Genomic DNA, 19421 nt, shown 5'->3' on the forward strand with positions numbered 1-19421 from the left:
GGGGGTCATGGTCTTCGTTCTCCTTGCGGGGGTGATGAGAGAGGTGACGGGACGCGCCCGCGGCGTCGGCTCCGCGGGTGCGAAGGGGGGTGGGGTTCCGGGGTTTTCATCGGGTGGCGTGGGCGGAGGCCCGCGTCAGGGTGCCGGTCGCGTGGGCCAGCAGGCCGAGCGCGGCGGCGCCGCAGACGAGGGTGGGTACGGCCCCGGGACCACCGGCCTCGACGAGGGCGCGCACGGGGACGGCGAGCGCGTCGAAGCCGGGGAGGGGCACGCGGGCGGCGAGGACGCTCGCGAGGGCGAGGGCCTCCGCGGCGGAGGCCGCGGCGAGCGCTGCGGCGGCCGTCTCGGGGAAGCCGTGGACGGTGAGGAGCCGGGCGAGCAGCAGGAGGGCGCCGAGGGCGAGGGCGCCGGGGCTGAAGCCGGTGAGGGCGAGCAGGGCGGTGAGGGCGAGGAGTTGGAGCGTCACGGTGCCGAGGAGCAGCGGCCGGGTGACGGCGGCGAAGTCGGCGAGTCCCCGGCTGTCGGCGATGCGGCGGCGGGCCCGGCTCGTGAAGAGGTGGGTGCACCAGGCGGCGGGTGCCACGGCGAGCGCGAGGCCCAGGAGGGGCGCGGGGGTCAGGTCCCAGGGCCCGTCGGGGCCGCCGCTGACGACCTGGTCCAGGAGTCCGTCGCCGCCGACCGCGTAGGCCAGGAGCCAGAGGGTCCAGAGCCGTGCGGCGGGAACGGTTCCGCCGTCGGGGGCGCGGAGGGGGCCCCGGCGGACGGCGAGCAGCAGTGCCCCGCCGAGGGCGAGGGCCCCGGCGGCCCCGACGGCGATCCGCACGGGCCCGTGGGCGAAGGCGAGCCCGAGCCCGGTGAGCGCGGCGGCCCCGCCGGGGGCGAGGGCGGCGAGGGCCCAGGGCGCGCGGGCCGGCTCCGGTGCGCCGGCGGGCGCGGGCCTCTCCTGTCCGCGCGGCACGCGCGCGTACAGCTCCTCGGCGAGCGAGAACACGTCCCGGTGCCGGAACCGCGCGGCGGTCCGGTCGGTGAAGCCCTGCGCTTCGAGGCCCGCGGCGATCTCCAGCGGGTCGACGGCCCGCTCGCAGAGCTCCCGGTGCCGGTGCATGAGGACCTTGACGGGATCGGCGTTCCCCCGCCGGTTCCTGGACGCCCCACCGGGAGCGGGCACGGGGACGGGAGCTCGGGGGACAGGGGCGGGTGCCGGAGCCACGGGCGCGGGCACGGGCACGGGCACGGGCACGGACGGCGGAGCCTCGGGAACGGGCACGGGCGCCGGAGCCTCGGGCGCAGGGGCGGGCGCGAGGCCGGGTGTCGGTGCCTCGGGTACGGAGCCCGGTGCCGGGGCTGCCCCGGGTGCCGTCCTCCACGCGGCGCCGCGCGCCGGGGCGTCGCCGCCGTCGGCGGGACGTCGGTCGGCGCCGGGCCCCGGGCACGTCGCCGCGGCCTCCTCCGACGCCTCGCCCGCGCCGGTCCGGGCGCGGGCGGGGTCCGACGGGCGCGGGTCGGTCTCGTCCTCCGCCCGGTGCGGGTCGACCGTCTCCTCCGGTACGACGCCGGCCCCGGCCGGGCCGGCTATCCCGGAGGGCGCCGCGTCGGCGGGGTCCTCGGGGGCGGGGGCGCGCAGGTCGAGGGCGCCGGCGGCCGTGAGGGCGGGGGTGCCGAGGAGGGCTTCGGAGCGGGCGTCCCAGGCTCCGGGGCTCGTCGGGGCGGCGGAGCCGCGCATGGGTGTGCCTCCTTCAGGCATCGGGGGCTCCTGTCCCCGCGGTCACGGCCTTGGGCGCCCAGCTGCCCGGCACATGGGCCTCGGCCGGGTGGGCGAAGGGGACGCCGTCCCCGGGGCGGTGGCGCACCGGCGCGTGGGAGAGGAGTTCGAGGTAGATGCCGCGGAACGCGGCGAGGTTCTGTTCGACCGTGAAGAGTTCGAGCGCGCGGGCCCTGGCGGCGGCGCCGAGCCGGTGGCGGCGCTCGGGGTCGCGGAGCAGCGCGAGGCAGGCGTCGGCGAGCGCCCGGGGGTTGCGCGGGGGGACGACGAGGCCGGTGCCGCCGATGATCTCGACGACGGCGCCGACGTCGGTGGAGACGGTGGCCCGGGCGCAGAACATGGCTTCGACGAGGCTGGCGGGGAAGCCCTCGACCAGGCTGGACATGACGACGAGCGCACCGGAGGCGTAGGTGTCCTCCAGGGTGGGCGCCTCGGGGCCGCCGAGCTCCTCGAAGGTGACGGGGTTCTCGCCGACGGCGTGCGCCCCGGTGGCCTCGTCGGGGAAGAGCTGGGCGGCGAGCCCCTTGCAGGAGGTGAGATAGGCGCCGGCGCCTGGTTCGCGGACGGGCACGGCGACGATCCGCAGGCGGGCGTCGGACTGCCGGGCCCGGATCTCGGCGAAGGCGTGGAGGAGACCGACGAGGTCCTTGGCTGGTTCGACGCGGCCGACCCAGACGAGGGTGGCGGGGTCGCCGCTCTCCTCGTCCTCGCCGACCTCGGCGAAGCGTTCGGCGGCCATGCCGGGGTGGACGGTGCGGATGCGGGCCCGGTCGGCGCCGCACTTCTCCTGCCAGCGGCGGGTGTGGGCGTTGCCGGGGGTGAGGAGGGAGGCCTGCCGGTAGATCTCGTCGGCGAGCCTGCCGTGGAGCCCGGCGAGCAGGGCGCGGAGGGGGGCGGAGCGGTCGGCGCCGGAGGTGGAGAGGTAGTGGGCGCGCAGCGGCGCGCCGTACTCGGTGACGAGCAGCGGGGTGCCGAAGAAGCGTTTGGCCAGCAGGCCGGGGAGGGCGGTGGTGCCACCGGCGGCGGCGTGGCAGAGGTCGGCCGCGCCGAGCGCGTCCTCCTCGTACCAGTCGAGGGAGAGGGGGCGCAGGGCCCGCTCCAGGTGCTCGGCGAAGGCGAGGTGGTCGGGGAGCCCGGCGGCGGCCGCGCCCCGGCGTGCGCCGGGCGCGCGGCAGGCGGCCTCCAGGGCACGGACGGCGTCGTCGGAGCGGAGGGCGCCGGCCAGCCCGCCGCGCTCGCGGGCGAGTTCGGCGAGGGTGTAGAGCCCCTCGGCGAAGGAGTCCGTGCCGTCCTCGGCGCAGAGTCCGGTGGCGAGCCGGTGGTAGGCCTCGGTGAAGCGGCGCCGCTCATGGCGTCCGTAGGCCCGGCGGGCGGTGCGGGGCCGGCCGGGGCCGCAGGACGCCGGGGCGGTGCCGGGGTCGGCGGCGCGGGCGACGCGGGCGTTCGGCGGCAGCGGCGGCGGGGTGCCGGTCGCGCCGAGGGCGTAGAGGTCGAACTGGTGCTGTCCGAGCCCGCGCACGAGCCGTTCGCACCAGCGTCCGGTCTCACCGGTGGCGTACGGGTAGCCACCCTCCGTCAGCAGTCCGATCCGCACGCGTGCACCCCCGATCTCCCTTGACGGCGGTCACCGTCGGCCCGGTGACTCGCAGCGGGAAGAACGTAAGCGGATACACCGGTGGTGCGACGGACGGTTGTCCGTCGCACCACCGGAAGGGGTGAATGCACGTAACTTTCCCACCCCGGTCGCGTTCTGTCGCGGTACGCGGCGGAACGGTCACGGAGGGTCAGGCGGCGGCCAGCTCCTGGCGGCGTTCCCTGCGCTCGGCCGCGAGCAGCGGGTCGAGCGAGGGGACGGCGGCGAGCAGCTGCCGGGTGTACGGATCCCGGGGTGCGCCGTACACCTCCTCGACGGTGCCCTGTTCGACGATCCGTCCGCCGCGCATGACGGCGACCCGGTCGCTGACCTGGCGGACGACCGCGAGGTCGTGGGCGATGAAGACGAGCCCGAGGCCGAGTTCGGCCTGGAGTTCGGCGAGCAGGGCCGTCACCTGGGCCTGGGTGGTGACGTCGAGCGCGGAGACCGGCTCGTCGCAGACGATCAGGCGGGGTGCGGCGGCGAGCGCGCGGGCGATGCCGACGCGCTGGCGCTGGCCGCCGCTGAACTCGTGCGGATAGGCCCCGTACCGGTCGGGGTCGAGCCCGACCCGGTCGAGCAGTTCCCGCACCCGGCCCCGGATCCGGGTCTCGTCCCGCTCCCCCGCGACGCGCAGCGGGTCGGCGATCGACTCGCCGACGGAGCGGCGGGGGTTGAGGGAGGCGACCGGGTCCTGGAAGACCATCTGCAGCTCGCGGCGGTACGGGCGCAGTTCCCGCTCCGGCAGGGCGCCGATCTCCGCGCCCCGGTAGCGGAGTTCGCCGCCGGTCGGGTCGAGGAGCCGGACGAGCATCCGGCCGAGGGTCGTCTTGCCGCTGCCGGACTCCCCGACGACGCCGAGGGTCTCGCCGGCGCGGACGGTGAGGGAGGCCTCGTCGACGGCGGTCACGGCGCTCCCGCCGCGGCCGAAGTCCCGCCGCAGGCCGACCGCTTCGAGGAGGACCTCGCCCTTCTCGGCGGCGGTCCTGGCCGGCCCGTCGAGCCGGGGCACGGCGGAGAGCAGGGCGCGGGTGTACGGCTCCGAGGGCGCCCCGAGCACCCCGGCGACGGGGCCGCGCTCGACCTGACGCCCCTCGCGCATGACGAGCACCTCGTCGACGCTCTCGGCGGCCACGCCCACGTCGTGGGTGACGAGGAGGAGCGCGGTGCCGGTCTCCCGCCGCAGCTCGTGCAGCAGGTCGAGGATCTGGGCCTGGACGGTGACGTCGAGGGCGGTGGTCGGTTCGTCGGCGACGATGAGCTTCGGCTCGCAGGCGAGGGCCATCGCGAGGAGGGCGCGCTGCCGCATGCCGCCGCTGAACTCGTGCGGACGCGAGCGGGAGCGGCGGGCCGCGTCGGGGATGCCGACCCGGTCGAGGACCTCGACGGCGCGCGCCCGGGCGGCCTTCCGGGACACCGGATGGTGGATGCGGTGGACCTCCGCGATCTGGTCGCCGACGGCGTGGTACGGGTCCAGGGCGGACAGCGGGTCCTGGAACACCATGGCGGCGACCCCGCCGCGCAGCCGCCGGAGTTCGGCGGGGCCCGCGGCGGCGACGTCGATGCCGTCGACGCGCACGGTCCCGCCCACGCGTGCGCCCGTGCCCCGGTGGAGGCCGAGGAGGGCGCCGGCGACGGTGGACTTGCCGCTGCCGGACTCGCCGACGAGGGCCAGCGCGCGGCCCTCGCCGAGGGTGAAGGAGAGCCCGTCGACAGCGCGTACGGCTCCGGCCTCCCGCTCGAACTCGACGGTCAGGCCGCTGACCTCCACCAGCGGGGGCGGTCCCGGTGCGGGCGCGTGAGCGGCTTCGGCGGACGCGGTCACGTCAGGACCACCCTTCGGTCGGCGGCCGCGTACAGCAGGTCCGCGAGGACGTTGGCGAGGACGACGGCGGTGCCCATCACCAGGACGACGCCGACCACGACGGGCAGGTCGATCGCGCGGACCCCGTCGAGGAGGGTCCTGCCGAGCCCGGGGATGCCGAAGAGGGACTCGGTGAGCACGGCCCCGCCGAACATCGAGCCGAGGTCGACGGCGCTGACCGCGATGACCGGCGGGACGGCGCCGCGCAGCGCGTGGCGGGTGACGACGGACCGCTCCCCCACCCCGTACGCCCGGAAGGTGCGGATGTGGTCCTCGGCGAGCGTCTCCAGGGTGGAACTCCGCGTCAGCCGGGCGTACTTCGCGGACTCGAAGAAGCCGAGGGTGAGCCAGGGCAGCAGCATGTTCCAGGCCCACTGCTCGGGGTCCTCGCCGAGCGGCACGTACGAGGGGAAGGGCAGCCACTGGAGGTAGGCGCAGACGGCCATGAGCAGGAGCAGCCCCAGGATGAAGACGGGCATGCCGGTCCCGGCGAGGGTGAGGACGGTCAGGACCCGCTCCGTGACGCCGCCCCGGCGGAGGGCCGAGAGGAGTCCGGTGCCGACGCCGACGACGAGCCAGACGGCCATCGCCCCGAGGGCGAGGGACGCGGTGGCCGGGAGGCGCTCCAGGATCAGTCCGGTGACCTGCTGGTCGTTCTGGTACGAGAGCCCGAGGCAGGGTGCGTCGCAGTGGGTGACGGCGGTTCCGGTGGAGTAGTCGCGGCCGGCGAGGACGCCCTGGAGGAAGTGCAGGTACTGGCTGAACACGCTCTCGTCCAGGCCCAGTCGTTCGCGCACCTGGGCGATCTGCTCGGGGTTGCAGCGCTCCCCGCAGGCGAGCCGGGCGGGGTCGCCGGGCGCCAGGTAGAAGAGGGCGTACACGAGGACCGAGAGCGCCAGCAGGACGAGCACGGCACCCGCGAGCCGCTTGAGGACGAAGCGGGTCATCGGGAGGACTCCTTACGGGTGCCCACGCGCAGCCGGCTCGCCTCGCGGGGGTCGAGGGCCGTGCGCACGGCGTCGCCGAGGACGGTGAAGGCCAGCACGGTGGCGAAGAGCAGTCCCGCGGGCAGCAGGACGTACGCGGGATCGGCCCGGAACCAGGTCTGGGCCGTCGACAGCATCTGCCCCCAGGAGGGGGTGGGCGGGGTGACGCCCACGCCGAGGAAGGACAGGGAGGCCTCGACGACGATGTTGGTCGGGAAGGAGATCGCCGCGTAGGTGATGACGGGCGCGGCGAGCGAGGGCAGGAGTTCCCGGCGGGCGGTGCGCCACCGGCCGGAGCCGGCGAGCCGGGAGGCGGCGACGAAGTCGAGGCCCCTGAGGGTGAGCGTCTGGGCGCGCACGATCCGGGAGGTGGAGGCCCAGCCGAGCAGCCCGATGACGAGGACCAGCAGCAGCGGTCGGGGGAAGTCGCGCGGGACGACGGCGGTCAGCGCGAGCGCGAGGACCAGCATCGGGAGGGCGACGAGCACGTCGGTGACGCGGCTGAGGAGCCCGTCGAGCCACCGGCTGCCGAGCCCGGCGGTGAGGCCGACGAGGACGCCGATGAGGATCTGGACGGCGGTGGCACCGACGGCGACGAGCAGCGAGACCCGGGCGCCGTACAGGAGCCGGACGAACAGGTCACGGCCGGTGCCGGGTTCGACGCCCAGCCAGTGGTCGGCGCCCGCCCCGCCGAAGGCGCCGTACGGGACGCCGCCGCGGGCCGAGTCGACGAGGTCGTCGTGGTACGTGTGCGGGTCCTGGCCCTCCAGGGCGGCGAGCAGCGGCGCGGCGAGGGCGAGGAGGACGAGCAGGAGGAGGACGGCGGCGGAGACGAGGGCGGCCGGGCGGGTGCGGAGCCGTCGCCACACCTGCCGGGCGGCGCCCGTGGCGGGGAGGCCCGCCACGGGCGCCGGGACGTCGGTCAGGCTGGTCACTTGACCGCGACCAGCGAGATGTCGAGGACTCCGGTCCAGTCGCTGATGACGACGTTCTTGACGTCCTTGCCGACGAGCTGCTTGTAGACGGGGTGGAAGAGGGGCACGTCGAGGGCCTGCTCGCCGATCTTCTTGTCGAGGGCGCCCCAGCGGGCGGCCGCGGCCTTCTGGTCGGTCAGCTTGTTGATCTCGTCGATCTCCTGGTTGACCGCCGGGTCGTTCAGCTGCGCGTGGTTGTAGTTGGAGCCGTCGGTGACGATCTGGCGGCCGTCGAAGATCGGCGCGAGGAACGGGCCGCCGGCCGGCCAGTCGGCGCCCCAGCGGGACAGGAAGAAGCCGGGGGCGTCCTTGACGCTCCAGCGCTTCTCGTTGAAGGAGTTGGGCTCCTGTCCGTCGAGCTTGACGGTGATGCCGGCCTTGCCGAGGGCCTCCTGGACGGCGGTGGCGATCTCGGGGCTGGTGGTGCGGTTCTGGGCGGTGGAGTGCAGCAGGGTGACGGTCAGCCCGTTCGGGTAGCCGGCCTCCTTGAGCAGCGCCTTGGCCTTCTCCGGGTCACCGGTCTTCCCGGCCGGGAAGTGGTCGTACGCGGTGAAGCCGAAGGCCTTCTGCTCGGGCAGGAAGGTGGTGGCGGGCTCGGCGAGCGCGGAGCCGCCGGCGGCGTTGACGACGCTGGTGCGGTTGACCGCGTACGAGATGGCCTGGCGGACCTTCGGGTTGTCGAAGGGCTTCACCTTCGGGTTGAACGCGATGTAGTTGGTGAAGCCGAAGCGGCCGGTGCCGACGCGGGCGGCGAGCGCCTTGTCGGAGCCGATCTGGGCGAGTTCGGCGGGTCCGAGGTTGGTGTCGGCGGTGAGTGCGGCGGCGTCGGCGCCGGAGGAGGTGGCGAGGCGCTGGTTGATGACGGCCTGGTCGAGCCCGGACTTGACGTCGATCCGGTCCGGGTAGGCCTTGCGCTCCTCGTCGGTCTTCGGGTCCCAGTGCGGGTTGCGCTCCAGGACGAGGTGCTCGCCGTCGTTCTCGTTCTCGACGACCTTGTACGGGCCGGAGGAGACCGGGTGCTCCTCGTACTTCGCGCCGGTGTCCTTGGCCTTGGGGACGGGGGCGAACTGGGTCTGGGTGGCGACGAAGGGGAACTCGCCCTCCGGCTTCCTCAGCTTGAAGACGATGGTCCGGGCGTCGGGGGTGACGATCGACGCGAGGTCCTTCCCCTTCTTCCCGTCGGATCCGGCCTTGTAGGGGCCCTGGTAGGTGTCGCCTCCGACGAGCCAGTCCCGCAGGTAGGGGGCGCCGCCGGAGAGCTCGGCCGCGAAGGAGCGCTCGATGCCGTACTTGATGTCGGCGCTGGTGATGGGCGTCCCGTCCTCGAACTTCAGGCCCTCCTTCAGCGTGTACGTCCACTCGGTGGCGTCCTTGTTGGGGCGGCCGGTGTCGGTGGCGAGGTCGGGGACGACCTGGGTGCCGGCGGCGCCCGCCTCGCGGTTGCGGGTGGTGAGCGTGCGGAAGACCAGGGAGGGGACGTTGCCGCCGCCGGAGGTGTAGAGGCGGGCCGGGTCGAAGTCGCTCTGGGCCTCGTTGTTGAGGACGGTGAGCGTGCCGCCCTTCTGCGGGGCTCCCGCGGCCTTGCCGGAGGTGCCGCCCGCGGCGCCGGCGTCCTCGGGACCGCACGCGGCGGCGCCCGAGGCCAGGACGACACTGACGGCGGCCGCTGCCACGCGGCGGGAGACGACGGACGATGAACGCATCGGAAGGAGACCTCTCGGGGTGAACTGCGGGAAAGGGAAAGGGAATTCCGCAGGCACGGGGAAACAGCCCGAAAAGGGAGGACGGTGCGCGCCTGCGGGAAGGAGGAACCCGGGCGCGGCGAGAAACAGGAAAGGCCGACGAGCGCTCGGGCTGCGTCAGCTACAGAGAATGTCGGCGACCGTGTGTCCGGTCACGCCGAAGAGCGCCAGCTCAAGGGCGGCGCTATCGGAAACGGCGTGACGGTGCGACATGCCGAGAAATATGGACGAACGCGTGAGCGATGTCAACGCGCATCCGCGTCATCCCGAGACGCGCGTCTCGGGATGTGGACGGCCGCCGCCCGGACCGTCCGTCAACTCGTGGGATACACCCAGGGGTTGGGGCGGCACTTGATCCCGTCGATGTCCAGGGACTTGGTCTGCTGCTGCATCACGGGAGCCAGTGCACCCGGCGTGCGACAGCTCACGTGACCGTGGCCGAGCCGGTGTCCGACCTCGTGATTGATGAGCATCTGCCGATAGGCGTACATCGCCTTCGGGCCGAAGGTCTGCGAGCCCTGCGCCCAGCGGAAGGCGTTGATCATCACGCGCTGGGTGGAGGCCGAATCGCAGGAGACGTTGTCGACGGTGGTGTCGAGACCCGACTTCGCACACCACGCGCCGGTGGTTCCCGGACTCGCCAGGGTGATCACGAACTGGGGATCTCCACTGGAAATGCGCTCGAAGGTCTTCTCTCCCCGACCGGCCCAGCTGCGCCGGTCGTTGAGGGTCTTCTGCACGGCGTCCGCGAAGAGTTTCGGGTCCAGGCCGAGGCCCTTCTCGACGTCGACCCGGTAGCGGATCAGCTCCCCCTTGCCGGGCGCCTTCGCCAGGCCCGGCACGGCCTCGAACTCCCCGGAGCCCCTCAGCTTCGGGTCGATCGGGAACTGGCGGGTCATCAGCTGTTCGTAGGTCGGCGGGGTGACGGCCGGCGCCGGCTTCGACGGGACGGCCCGGTCGTCCGAGCGGGAGGCGGAGGTGTGGTCCGCGGGCCGCTCCGCCGGTTCCCCGGCCGCGCGGGTGGCCGGCGGGGTCTCGTCCCGTGCGGTGACCTGCCCGGCGACGATGACGGCGAGGACCGTGGCGACGGCGGCGGCCGCGACTCCGGTGAGGGTGCGGCCGAGACCGCCCCGGCCGGCCGGGGTCTCCGCCTCCGGGTCCTCCCCCGCGCCCTCGCGGCGGGGGCCGGGGATGAACGGCGCCTGGGAAGCGGCCTGTTCGGTCGCGGCGGTTCGCGACGTGCCGTGCCGGGGCCCGGGACGCGGGGTGGAGGTCTCCTCGTGCTGCGGGTGCCCGCCCCGTACGGACGCCCCGATGACGGGGACACCGTGCGCGGGGGTGCCGGGGGTGCCGTGCGCGGGGGTGTCGAAGGCGGGGGCCCCGACCCGCGCGGCGGCCGACGCCGGGGCGCCGTACCGCGGGGTGCCGTGGGCGGGGGTGCCGCACTGCGGGGTCCCGTGCGCGGGGGTGCCGTACACCGGAGTCCCGTGGGCGGGGGTCCCGACCTGCGGAACCCCGTGCGCGGGGGTCCCGTACTGCGGGGTCCCGTACTGCGGAGTCCCGTGCGCGGGCGTGCCGTACACCGGAGTCCCGTGCGCCGGGGTCCCGTACCCCTGCGCGTACGTGGTCTCCTGGCCGCCGTCCGCCGTCCTGCGGCGGCGCCCCGTCCCCGGCGGCGGTCCCGCCGGGCCCGCCCCCGCCCCCGCCCCCGCCTGTTGCCCGGTGTCGGCCACCGAGGGCGCGGAGCCCTTACGACTATGTCGTCCCACGCCCCTGCTCAGCTCCCGCCGTCATCGGCGATCAGTTCCCGGACGGCCTGGGCGACCGTCTCCGGGTACTCCATCATCGCCACGTGCCCCGCCTCGGGGAGGGTCAGCAGGCGCGAGCCGCGGAAGGCGGCGGCCGCCCTCCGGGCCATCCGGTACGAGACGAGCCGGTCGCGCCGGCCGTAGACCAGCAGCGTCGGGGCGAGGACCCGCTCCGCCTGCCGCCACAGCCCGTGCTGCCCGCCGAGGGTGTACGCGTCGACGATGCCGCGCGAGGAGCGCGCCATGACGTCCCAGAAGTAGGGGAGCTCCAGGCGCCGCTCCATCTCCTCCACCGCGTGGAGGAGGCCCTCGTCGGTGACCATGCCGGGATTCCCGTAACAGAGGGCGAGGACGCCCTTGACGCGCTGTTCGGCCGTCCAGTCCTTGGTGAGCTTCGCGAAGAAGGAGGCGACTCCGGGCACCGCGAGCAGCGCGGTGGGCCATGCGGTGCGCTGGGCGCGCAGCTCGGGCAGGGCCGGGGAGACGAGGGTGAGGGTGCGGACCAGGTCGGGCCGGACGGCGGCGACGCGGGTGGCGACGGCGCCGCCCATCGAGTTGCCGAGGAGGTGGACCGGTCCGCGTCCGCCGGCGTCCAGGAGCCGGATGACGGCCCGGGCGTGTCCGGTGACCGAGTAGTTGCCGTCGTCGGGCGGCGGGGAGTCGCCGAAGCCCGGCAGGTCGACCGCCTCGCCGTCGACGAGGTCCGCGAGCAGCGGCATCAGGGCGGACCAGTTCTGCGAGGAGCCGCCGAGGCCGTGCACGTACAGGGCGGGCGCGAGACCGGGCCGGGTCCCCGGCCGGGCGCGCACGGTGAGGGTGAGTCCGGGCAGCGCGACGGAGCGGAGCTCCTCGCCGTCGGCGACCCGTACGGCGCGGGTCCGCGACGCGGTCGGTGCGGCGGCGGTCCGGGTTTCCGGCAGCTCGGTCGAGGACATGGCCGCAATATTACGAGACGATCACGCGCGGACGTGTGTGGGTGCGGTCACAGGTGCGTGTGCGGCGGGGCGCGTTCGCTCCTAGGCTCGAAGAGAGGGCCATCGGGAGCACCGCGACCCGCACCCCCGGAAGGAACCGCATGACTGTCGATCCGAGCGAGCCGGACACATTCACCGAGGAAGAGGACGTCGTGCTGGACCAGGAAATCCCGGAGGCCGACGCTGCCGAGCAGCACACCGAACTCCAGCAGCGCGAGGACGAGCAGCCCACCCATCTGGAGCGCGACTCGGCGAACGAGGCCGACGCGTCCGAGCAGGCGCGTGTCGTCGCCCTCGACGAGGACGACTACCGCTGAGCACACGACTCCCGCTGATTTGTTCGGTTTAATCTTGAAGCGACTGTCGACCCGGGCGTCCGGTCCGTGAAATTCTGCGTTCGCACCGCACACAGCCGGGTTACCCAAAAGTACGATGGCGGCGCGGCGCGACAGCGCGCATGGATCGATTTTTGGGAGGCCGCGTGAGCGCCATCGAGCAGACAGAGGCAGCACGCCCTCGGGGCACGCGCCTGCCGCGACGTGCCCGACGGAACCAGCTGCTCGGCGCGGCCCAGGAGGTCTTCGTCGCCCAGGGGTACCACTCCGCCGCCATGGACGACATCGCCGAGCGGGCCGGGGTCAGCAAGCCGGTGCTGTACCAGCACTTCCCGGGGAAGCTGGAGCTCTACCTCGCGCTGCTCGACCAGCACTGCGAGTCGCTCCTCCTCGCCGTGCGCACGGCACTGGCCTCCACCACGGACAACAAGCTCCGGGTCGCCGCGACCATGGACGCGTACTTCGCGTACGTCGAGGACGAGGGCGGCGCGTTCCGTCTCGTCTTCGAGTCGGACCTCACGAACGAGCCGGCCGTGCGCGAGCGCGTGGACCGGGTCAGCCTGCAGTGCGCCGAGGCCATCTCCGAGGTGATCGCCGAGGACACCGGCCTGTCGAAGGACGAGTCGATGCTGCTCGCCGTCGGCCTCGGCGGCGTCTCGCAGGTCGTCGCCCGCTACTGGCTGTCGAGCGGCTCCGGCATCCCCCGCGACAAGGCGGTCGGACTGCTCACCTCGCTCGCCTGGCGCGGCATCGCCGGCTTCCCGCTGCACCCGGTGGACGGTCAGCTGAGCGCCGAGGGCCACTGAACCGCTCCCGCCGCGGCCGTGTTCCCGGACGGTGTTCGCTCCTGGCGTGCGGCGGCTGCCCCGTGCGGGTCCCCTCACCGGGCTAATGTGTGCAGCGTACGGCGCGGGTCGTCCGCGCAACGCTGACCGTTCGGAGGGACATAGCCGTGGAGGTCAAGATCGGCGTGCAGCACGCACCCCGGGAGATCGTTCTGGAGAGCGGGCAGTCCGCCGAGGAGGTCGAGCGCGCGGTGGCCGACGCGCTGGCCGGCAAGGCGCAGCTGCTCAGCCTCTCGGACGAGAAGGGCCGCAAGGTCCTCATTCCGGCCGAGAAGATCGCGTACGTGGAGCTCGGCGAGCCCGCCGTGCGCCGCGTGGGTTTCGGCGCGCTCTGAGCCAGGGATCCGACGGGAAGGGCCCGGTGGACCGCATCGGTCCGCCGGGCCCTTCGTCTGTCCGTCCGGCCGTTCGGCCACGTCAGGGGGTACGGAAGGATTGCGTCGAGGACGCCGGGGGTAGGACGCCCTTGACCGCACCACCCGCCCCGCACCCCTCGCGAGGTGATCCGCCGTGTTCCTGGAAGCCCTCGGCTCCGCCCTGCTCGGTTTCGCCCTGGCCTGGGCCGCCGCGCACCGGCTGCCCGACCGCCTCCCCGTCCGGGCGATCGTCCTTGTCACCGGCACGCTGGGCGGCGTCTTCGGTGCGCTGGTGACGCACGGGGCGCTCGGCCCCGGGCATCCCTTCGCCACCCTGATCGGCGCCGTGGCGGTGGCGGCGGTGCTGCTGTCGCTGCTGATCCGCCCCGCCTCGCGCAGGCTGCGCCGATCAGCCGCGGTCTGACCGGCGCGTCCGGCTGAGGCGGCTCAGGCCGCGAGGCCCAGCGCCGCCATGCGCTTGGTGTGCGCCTCGGTGATCCGGGAGAACATCCGGCCGACCTCCGCGAGGTCGAAGCCGTCCGCGACCCCGCCGACCAGCATCGTCGACAGTGCGTCGCGCTCGGCGACCACGCGCTGGGCCTGCGAGAGCGCCTCGCCCATCAGGCGGCGCGCCCAGAGCGCGAGCCGGCCGCCGACGCGCGGGTCGGCGTCGATCGCCGCGCGGACCTTCTCCACGGCGAAGTTGCCGTGCCCGGTGTCGTCGAGCACCGCGAGGACGAGCCCGCGGGTGTCGGAGTCGAGCCGGGCCGCGACCTCCCGGTAGAAGTCACTGGCGATCGAGTCGCCCACGTACGCCTTGACCAGGCCCTCCAGCCAGTCCGACGGCGCGGTCTGGCGGTGGAAGTCGTCGAGCGCCTTCGCGAAGGGCTCCATGGCCGAGGTCGGCTCGGCGTCGACGGCCGCGAGCCGGTCGCGCAGCCGCTCGAAGTGGTGGAACTCGGCCGAGGCCATCTTCGCCAGCTCCGCCTTGTCCGCGAGGGTGGGCGCCAGCTTGGCGTCCTCGGCGAGCCGCTCGAAGGCCGCGAGCTCTCCGTAGGCGAGGGCGCCGAGGAGGTCGATCACGGCGGCGCGGTACTGCGGCTCGGCGGAAGCCTCCGCCCAGTCCTTGGCGGCGATCCCGGTGGGTGTGGCGTTGTCAGGCGTCTCCATGAAGCGCACAATAGCCCGCCCGCGCGGCCCGGTAAGGCGCTGGTCAGTCAGTGTGACCGTGCCCTCATCACCATTTCTCCCAACACACATGCGCGAATCCGGGGTACAGTGATAAGGCGCCTGCTGAGTATGCGGACATGCTTTCGCACGTTCGGACGTATTCGGTGGGCCGACTCATGAATGAGGATGCCCGGTCGGTGGCCCGATCGGCTCCGGCCCGACAGCCCTTCCGGCGGACCCGCGGAAGGGTCACCCTCAGCGGTACGACGCTCGAGCGACGGCAGTGGTCCCGTGCCACCCGGCGGTGATCTCCCCGATCCCCCCGGAGGATCCCGGCACGGTACGACCCCCTTCGTTCGCCTCGCGCCGCGTCTCACAGAAGAGGCAGCACCCTGACTACGACTTTCCGAGAACTCGGAATCCTCCCCGAGACGGCCGAGGCCCTGGAGGCCGTCGGCATCGTCACCCCCTTCCCCATCCAGGAGATGACCCTCCCGGTCGCCCTCTCGGGCACCGACGTCATCGGCCAGGCCAAGACCGGCACGGGCAAGACCCTCGGTTTCGGCCTCCCCATCCTGGAGCGCGTCACCGTCCCCACGGACGTCGAGGCCGGCCGGGCGAAGCCCGAGCAGCTGACCGACGCCCCGCAGGCGCTCGTCGTCGTCCCCACCCGCGAGCTGTGCCAGCAGGTCACGAACGACCTGCTGACCGCCGGCAAGGTGCGCAACGTCCGCGTGCTCGCCATCTACGGCGGCCGGGCGTACGAGCCGCAGGTCGAGGCGCTCCAGAAGGGCGTCGACGTCGTCGTCGGCACCCCCGGCCGTCTCCTCGACCTGGCCGGGCAGCGCAAGCTCGACCTCTCGAAGGTGAAGGTCCTCGTCCTCGACGAGGCCGACGAGATGCTCGACCTGGGCTTCCTGCCCGACGTCGAGAAGATCATGAACATGCTTCCGGCGAAGCGCCAGACCATGCTGTTCTCGGCCACCATGCCGGGCGCGGTCATCGGCCTGGCCCGCCGCTACATGTCGCAGCCCACCCACATCCGGGCCACCTCGCCCGACGGTGAGGGCGTGACCGTCGCCAACATCAAGCAGCACGTCTACCGCGCGCACAACATGGACAAGCCGGAGATGGTCTCCCGCATCCTGCAGGCCAACGGCCGCGGGCTCGCGATGATCTTCTGCCGCACCAAGCGCACCGCCGCCGACATCGCCGAGCAGCTGGAGCGCCGCGGCTTCGCCTCCGGCGCGGTCCACGGCGACCTCGGCCAGGGCGCCCGCGAGCAGGCGCTGCGCGCCTTCCGCAACGGCAAGGTCGACGTGCTCGTCTGCACCGACGTCGCCGCGCGCGGCATCGACGTCGAGGGCGTCACCCACGTCATCAACTACCAGTCGCCCGAGGACGAGAAGACCTTCCTCCACCGCGTCGGCCGCACCGGCCGCGCGGGCGCGAAGGGCACGGCGGTGACGCTCGTCGACTGGGACGACATCCCGCGCTGGCAGCTCATCAACAAGGCGCTCGGCCTCGACTTCCACGAGCCGGTCGAGACCTACTCCAGCTCCCCGCACCTGTACGAGGAGCTGGACATCCCGGCGGGCACCAAGGGCATCCTGCCCCGCGCCGAGCGGACCCGTGCGGGTCTCGACGCGGAGGAGCTGGAGGACCTGGGCGAGCCCGGCGGCCGCCGCGCTCGCGGCCCGAAGGCCGCCGAGCGGACCGAGGAGCGCCCGGCCCGTACGCGGACCCCGCGCCAGCGTCGCCGCACCCGCGGCGGCGAGCTCGGCGACGCCCCGGCGTCGACGGCCCCCGCCGTCGAGGCCACCTCCGCAGAGGCCACCTCCGTCGAGGCCCCGGCCGACGAGTCCCGCACCGAGCCCGCCGCGCGCACCCCGCGCCGTCGCCGTCGCACCCGCGTCGGCGCGCCGGGCGCGGCGCCGGGCGCGGCTGCCGCGGCTCCGGCCGCCGAGGCTCCGGCCGCCGTGAAGGCGCCGGTCGTCGAGGCCGCCCCCGTCGAGGCCCCCGCCGCTCCGGCCCCGGTCGTCGAGACCCCGGCCGCCGAGGAGCCGAAGGCCCCGCGGCGCCGTGCTCGCACCCCCCGCCAGGAGGCCGTGACGGCCGCCCCGGCCGCTCCGGCGCCGGCTCAGACCCCGGCCCCGCGCCGCCGTCGTGCCCGGGTGCTGCGTCCGGTCGAGGACACCGTGTCGTTCCAGACGCCCGAGACCGCCGCGGTCGCCCTGATGGCCCGGCGCAGCGTCGAGGAGCCGGCCGCCCCGGCCGCCCCGGTCGTCGAGGCCCCGGTCGTCGAGGAGCCGAAGAAGGCGGCCCCGCGCCGTCGCACGGTCAAGAAGGCGGTCGCCGAGCCGGTCGTCGAGACCGCCCCGGTCGTCGAGGCCCCGGCCGCCACGGTCGTCGTCGAGACGCCGGTCGTCGAGGCCCCGGTCGTCGAGACGCCGGTCGCGGAGGTCCCCGCGCCGCGCCGTCGTCGCACCGCCCGCCGTCCCGCCGGATCCCCGGTGACCGCCGAGGCGCCGGTGGCCGAGGCCCCGGTCGTCGAGCCGGTCGCCGCTCCGGTCGAGGAGCAGCCCGCGCCGCGCCGCCGCCGTGCGGCCAGCCGCCCCGCCGGGTCCCCGGTGAGCGCCGGTGCGCCCGAGGTCATCGTCGTGGCGTCCACCGCCGCGCCGGTGGTCGAGGAGGCGCCGACGGAGGAGGCCCCGAAGAAGGCCGCACCGCGCCGCCGGACGGCGAAGAAGGCCGTGGCCGAGCCGGTCGTCGAGGCCGCCGCGGAGGCCGAGGAGGCCCCCAAGGCTCCCCGTCGCCGCACGGCGAAGAAGGCGGTCGCCGCCGAGGCTCCCGAGGCCTCCGCGCCGAAGACCGAGCCGAAGGCCCCGGCCCGCCGCCGTACGACCAAGAAGGCCGCGGCCGCCGAGGTCGAGGCGCCGGTGGAGGAGGCCCCCAAGAAGGCCGCGCCGCGCCGCCGCACCACGAAGAAGGCCGTGGCCCAGCCGGAAGGCTGACGCGCGACACCACCGAGCGGCCGGGTCCTGACCAGGACCCGGCCGCTCGGCCGTTCCCCGGCCGGTGCGGGCACCGCCCACGACGGCGCGGCCCCGCGCTGCCCGTTACAGTCCGGATATGAGCAAGCCCCGTTCCCTCGTTCTCCCGCCCCGCACCCGTCGCCGGCGCATCGAGACCGTGCGCGGTCCCTTCGCCGTGTTCGACGCGGAGCCCGTGGGCGAGCGGCGGGGCACGGTGCTGCTGCTGCCGGGCTACACCGGCAGCAAGGAGGACTTCATCGAACTGCTCGGCCCGCTGAGCGAGGCCGGGTACCGGGCGGTGGCCGTGGACGGGCGCGGCCAGAACGACACGCCGGGCCCCCGCGGCCGGGCGGCCTACCGCCGCAGGGCGCTCGCGCTCGACGCGGTGGCGCAGGCCGCGGCCCTCGGCGACGGCCCCGTGCACCTGGTCGGCCACTCCTTCGGGGGCCTGGTGGCCCGCGCGGCGGCCGCTCTCGCGCCGGGCGCGTTCCGTTCGCTCACCCTGCTCTCCTCGGGCCCCGGCCGGGTCGCCCGGCCGCAGCGGATCCGGGTGAGGGTGCTGCGCGCCGCGCTCGCGGTGCTGCCGAAGGAGCGGGTGTGGCAGGCGATGTGCTGGCTGGACAGCCGGGGCGAGGAGCCGGACACGGGGGACACCCCGGAGCTCAGGGCGTTCCTGCGGCGCCGCTGGATGCGTACCCGCATCGCCCAACTCGCGGGCGCCGGGCGGCTGCTGCTGGACCGTCACGACGGTACGGAGCAGCTGGCCGCGCTGCGCCTGCCGCTGCACTTCGCGTACGGGGCGGACGAGATGGTCTGGGCGCCGGCCGACCTGGCGGCGGCGGCCGCCCGCACCGGCGCGCACCGCACGGTGGTGGCGGGCGCCGGCCACTCCCCCAATGTGTCGCACCCCCGGGAGCTGACGGACCGCCTGGCCGAGTTCTGGGAGCGGGTGTGCAAGCGGCCCGAGGTCAGTACTGCGCCTTGAGGTGCTGCCAGAAGCCGTCGCGCAGGGCCCGCCGGAGCGAGGCGTGGCCGCGCAGCGAGCGGCTGAGCAGGCGTTCGGCCTCGACGAGCAGGTCCTGGTCGACCGGCCCGGGGAGGTAGGGCGCGCCCGGCAGCAGCTCGGCGAGCCGGTCCCGGCCGCGCTCGGCGAGCCAGGTCGCGGCGATCTGGGCGCCGACGAAGCGGACCTCCTCGCGGGAGGGCGGCGGCTCGCCCTCGTTCTCGTACGTGGTGACGGGGCGGCGCGTGACGTACGGGCGGCAGAAGTCGAGGTCGAAGGTGCGCTGGCTGTCGACCTCCCAGAGCAGCGCCTCGGCCTGGTTGCGTCCCTCGGCGGCCTCGATGCCCCAGAGGTGGACGCGGGCGCCGTAGCCCTGGGCGGCCTCGACGGCCGAGACGAGGTCCTCGTCGCCGCCGACGAGGGCTGCGTCGCTGATGGCGCGGTGCCGGGCGAGGGACTCCAGGTCCGTGCGGATGAGGGAGTCGACGCCCTTCTGCTGGTTGTTGGCGTTGAGGTTGCCGAGGCGGACCTTGACGTCGGGGAGTTCGGCGATGGCCTGCTGTTCGGGGGTGTGGATGCGGCGTCGGGCCCCGTCGTACCAGTAGACGCGGAGGAGTCTGCTGTCGGCGAAGATCGTGCGGGCCTTGTCGATGAAGGCCTCGATCATGCCCTCGGCGTCGAGGTCGAAGGAGCGCCGGTCCTCGGTGCCCGCCACCAGCAACCCGGCCGCAGCATGGACGTAACCCGCGTCGACGAAGATGGCGTGCGTGGAGGGGGTCTTGGCCACTTCGGCCAGCATCCGCTGGAGGAGCTCATTGGTGCGCTCCAGGCGGGCGTCCAGGGCCTCCAGGGCGGGCGTTCGGGCGTCGGTCTCGGTCACCGTGGGGGTGTCTGCGTCGTTCATACGGGGCTCATTCTCCGCCGCCGGGGACCG

General features: G+C 74.5%; 17 protein-coding genes. 6 read left to right on the plus strand and 11 right to left on the minus strand.

From position 1 onward, the window contains the following. Nucleotides 1-106: 106 nt before the first annotated feature. From ABTY59_RS00375 to ABTY59_RS00415, 9 genes are all read right to left on the minus strand, one after another. Entirely contained in the window at nucleotides 107-1723 is a 1617-nt protein-coding gene (locus ABTY59_RS00375) for a hypothetical protein (RefSeq protein ID WP_352016676.1), read from the minus strand. Between the two features lie 13 nt (nucleotides 1724-1736). Next, nucleotides 1737-3356, minus strand: a complete 1620-nt coding sequence (locus ABTY59_RS00380; protein WP_352016677.1) for a glycosyltransferase — start codon at nucleotides 3354-3356, stop codon at nucleotides 1737-1739. Nucleotides 3357-3546: 190 nt separating this feature from the next. Continuing rightward, nucleotides 3547-5220, minus strand: coding sequence for a dipeptide ABC transporter ATP-binding protein (locus ABTY59_RS00385; protein ID WP_403538353.1), 1674 nt, complete (start codon nucleotides 5218-5220; stop codon nucleotides 3547-3549). Then, nucleotides 5217-6206, minus strand: a complete 990-nt coding sequence (locus ABTY59_RS00390; protein WP_352016678.1) for an ABC transporter permease — start codon at nucleotides 6204-6206, stop codon at nucleotides 5217-5219. The genes ABTY59_RS00385 and ABTY59_RS00390 overlap by 4 nt, the downstream gene beginning before the upstream one ends. After that, nucleotides 6203-7180 (minus strand): ABC transporter permease, encoded by a 978-nt coding sequence (locus ABTY59_RS00395; protein ID WP_352016679.1) that lies wholly within the window; start codon nucleotides 7178-7180, stop codon nucleotides 6203-6205. The genes ABTY59_RS00390 and ABTY59_RS00395 overlap by 4 nt, the downstream gene beginning before the upstream one ends. Next, nucleotides 7177-8922, minus strand: coding sequence for an ABC transporter substrate-binding protein (locus ABTY59_RS00400; RefSeq protein ID WP_352016680.1), 1746 nt, complete (start codon nucleotides 8920-8922; stop codon nucleotides 7177-7179). The genes ABTY59_RS00395 and ABTY59_RS00400 overlap by 4 nt, the downstream gene beginning before the upstream one ends. A 156-nt stretch (nucleotides 8923-9078) precedes the next feature. After that, on the minus strand, nucleotides 9079-9174 hold the full coding sequence (locus ABTY59_RS00405; RefSeq protein ID WP_312883206.1) for an Ms4533A family Cys-rich leader peptide: 96 nt from the start codon (nucleotides 9172-9174) through the stop codon (nucleotides 9079-9081). A 101-nt stretch (nucleotides 9175-9275) separates the two neighbouring features. Continuing rightward, on the minus strand, nucleotides 9276-10730 hold the full coding sequence (locus ABTY59_RS00410) for a DUF3152 domain-containing protein (RefSeq protein ID WP_352016681.1): 1455 nt from the start codon (nucleotides 10728-10730) through the stop codon (nucleotides 9276-9278). Between the two features lie 8 nt (nucleotides 10731-10738). Continuing rightward, a complete protein-coding gene (locus ABTY59_RS00415; RefSeq protein ID WP_352016682.1) occupies nucleotides 10739-11704 on the minus strand; it encodes an alpha/beta fold hydrolase in 966 nt (321 codons plus the stop codon). A 140-nt stretch (nucleotides 11705-11844) separates the two neighbouring features. Between ABTY59_RS00415 and ABTY59_RS00420 the strand changes: the two genes are divergently transcribed. The 4 genes from ABTY59_RS00420 to ABTY59_RS00435 all read left to right on the plus strand — a co-directional run bounded on the left by ABTY59_RS00420 (nucleotide 11845) and on the right by ABTY59_RS00435 (nucleotide 13703). After that, nucleotides 11845-12060 carry an Rv3202a family protein gene (locus tag ABTY59_RS00420; RefSeq protein WP_225803467.1) on the plus strand — a complete coding sequence of 72 codons (216 nt, stop codon included), beginning with the start codon at nucleotides 11845-11847 and terminating at the stop codon, nucleotides 12058-12060. 164 nt (nucleotides 12061-12224) lie between these two features. Next, nucleotides 12225-12884, plus strand: coding sequence for a TetR/AcrR family transcriptional regulator (locus ABTY59_RS00425; protein ID WP_352016683.1), 660 nt, complete (start codon nucleotides 12225-12227; stop codon nucleotides 12882-12884). Between the two features lie 146 nt (nucleotides 12885-13030). Then, entirely contained in the window at nucleotides 13031-13258 is a 228-nt protein-coding gene (locus ABTY59_RS00430) for a DUF3107 domain-containing protein (RefSeq protein ID WP_015036001.1), read from the plus strand. A 175-nt stretch (nucleotides 13259-13433) separates the two neighbouring features. Further along, on the plus strand, nucleotides 13434-13703 hold the full coding sequence (locus ABTY59_RS00435; protein ID WP_352016684.1) for a hypothetical protein: 270 nt from the start codon (nucleotides 13434-13436) through the stop codon (nucleotides 13701-13703). Nucleotides 13704-13726: 23 nt separating this feature from the next. Here ABTY59_RS00435 and ABTY59_RS00440 read toward each other — a convergent pair whose 3' ends face one another. After that, a complete protein-coding gene (locus ABTY59_RS00440; RefSeq protein WP_352016685.1) occupies nucleotides 13727-14449 on the minus strand; it encodes a ferritin-like fold-containing protein in 723 nt (240 codons plus the stop codon). A gap of 485 nt (nucleotides 14450-14934) precedes the next feature. Between ABTY59_RS00440 and ABTY59_RS00445 the strand changes: the two genes are divergently transcribed. Then, nucleotides 14935-17463, plus strand: coding sequence for a DEAD/DEAH box helicase (locus tag ABTY59_RS00445; protein WP_352016686.1), 2529 nt, complete (start codon nucleotides 14935-14937; stop codon nucleotides 17461-17463). Nucleotides 17464-17581: 118 nt separating this feature from the next. After that, nucleotides 17582-18469, plus strand: coding sequence for an alpha/beta fold hydrolase (locus ABTY59_RS00450; protein WP_352016687.1), 888 nt, complete (start codon nucleotides 17582-17584; stop codon nucleotides 18467-18469). Here the strand turns inward: ABTY59_RS00450 and ABTY59_RS00455 are convergent. Then, on the minus strand, nucleotides 18453-19391 hold the full coding sequence (locus ABTY59_RS00455) for an NYN domain-containing protein (RefSeq protein WP_352016688.1): 939 nt from the start codon (nucleotides 19389-19391) through the stop codon (nucleotides 18453-18455). The genes ABTY59_RS00450 and ABTY59_RS00455 overlap by 17 nt on opposite strands. Between the last annotated feature and the right edge of the window lie 30 nt (nucleotides 19392-19421).

This window comes from Streptomyces sp. NPDC096079, assembly GCF_040303145.1.
In the GTDB taxonomy this organism is placed as follows: domain Bacteria; phylum Actinomycetota; class Actinomycetes; order Streptomycetales; family Streptomycetaceae; genus Streptomyces.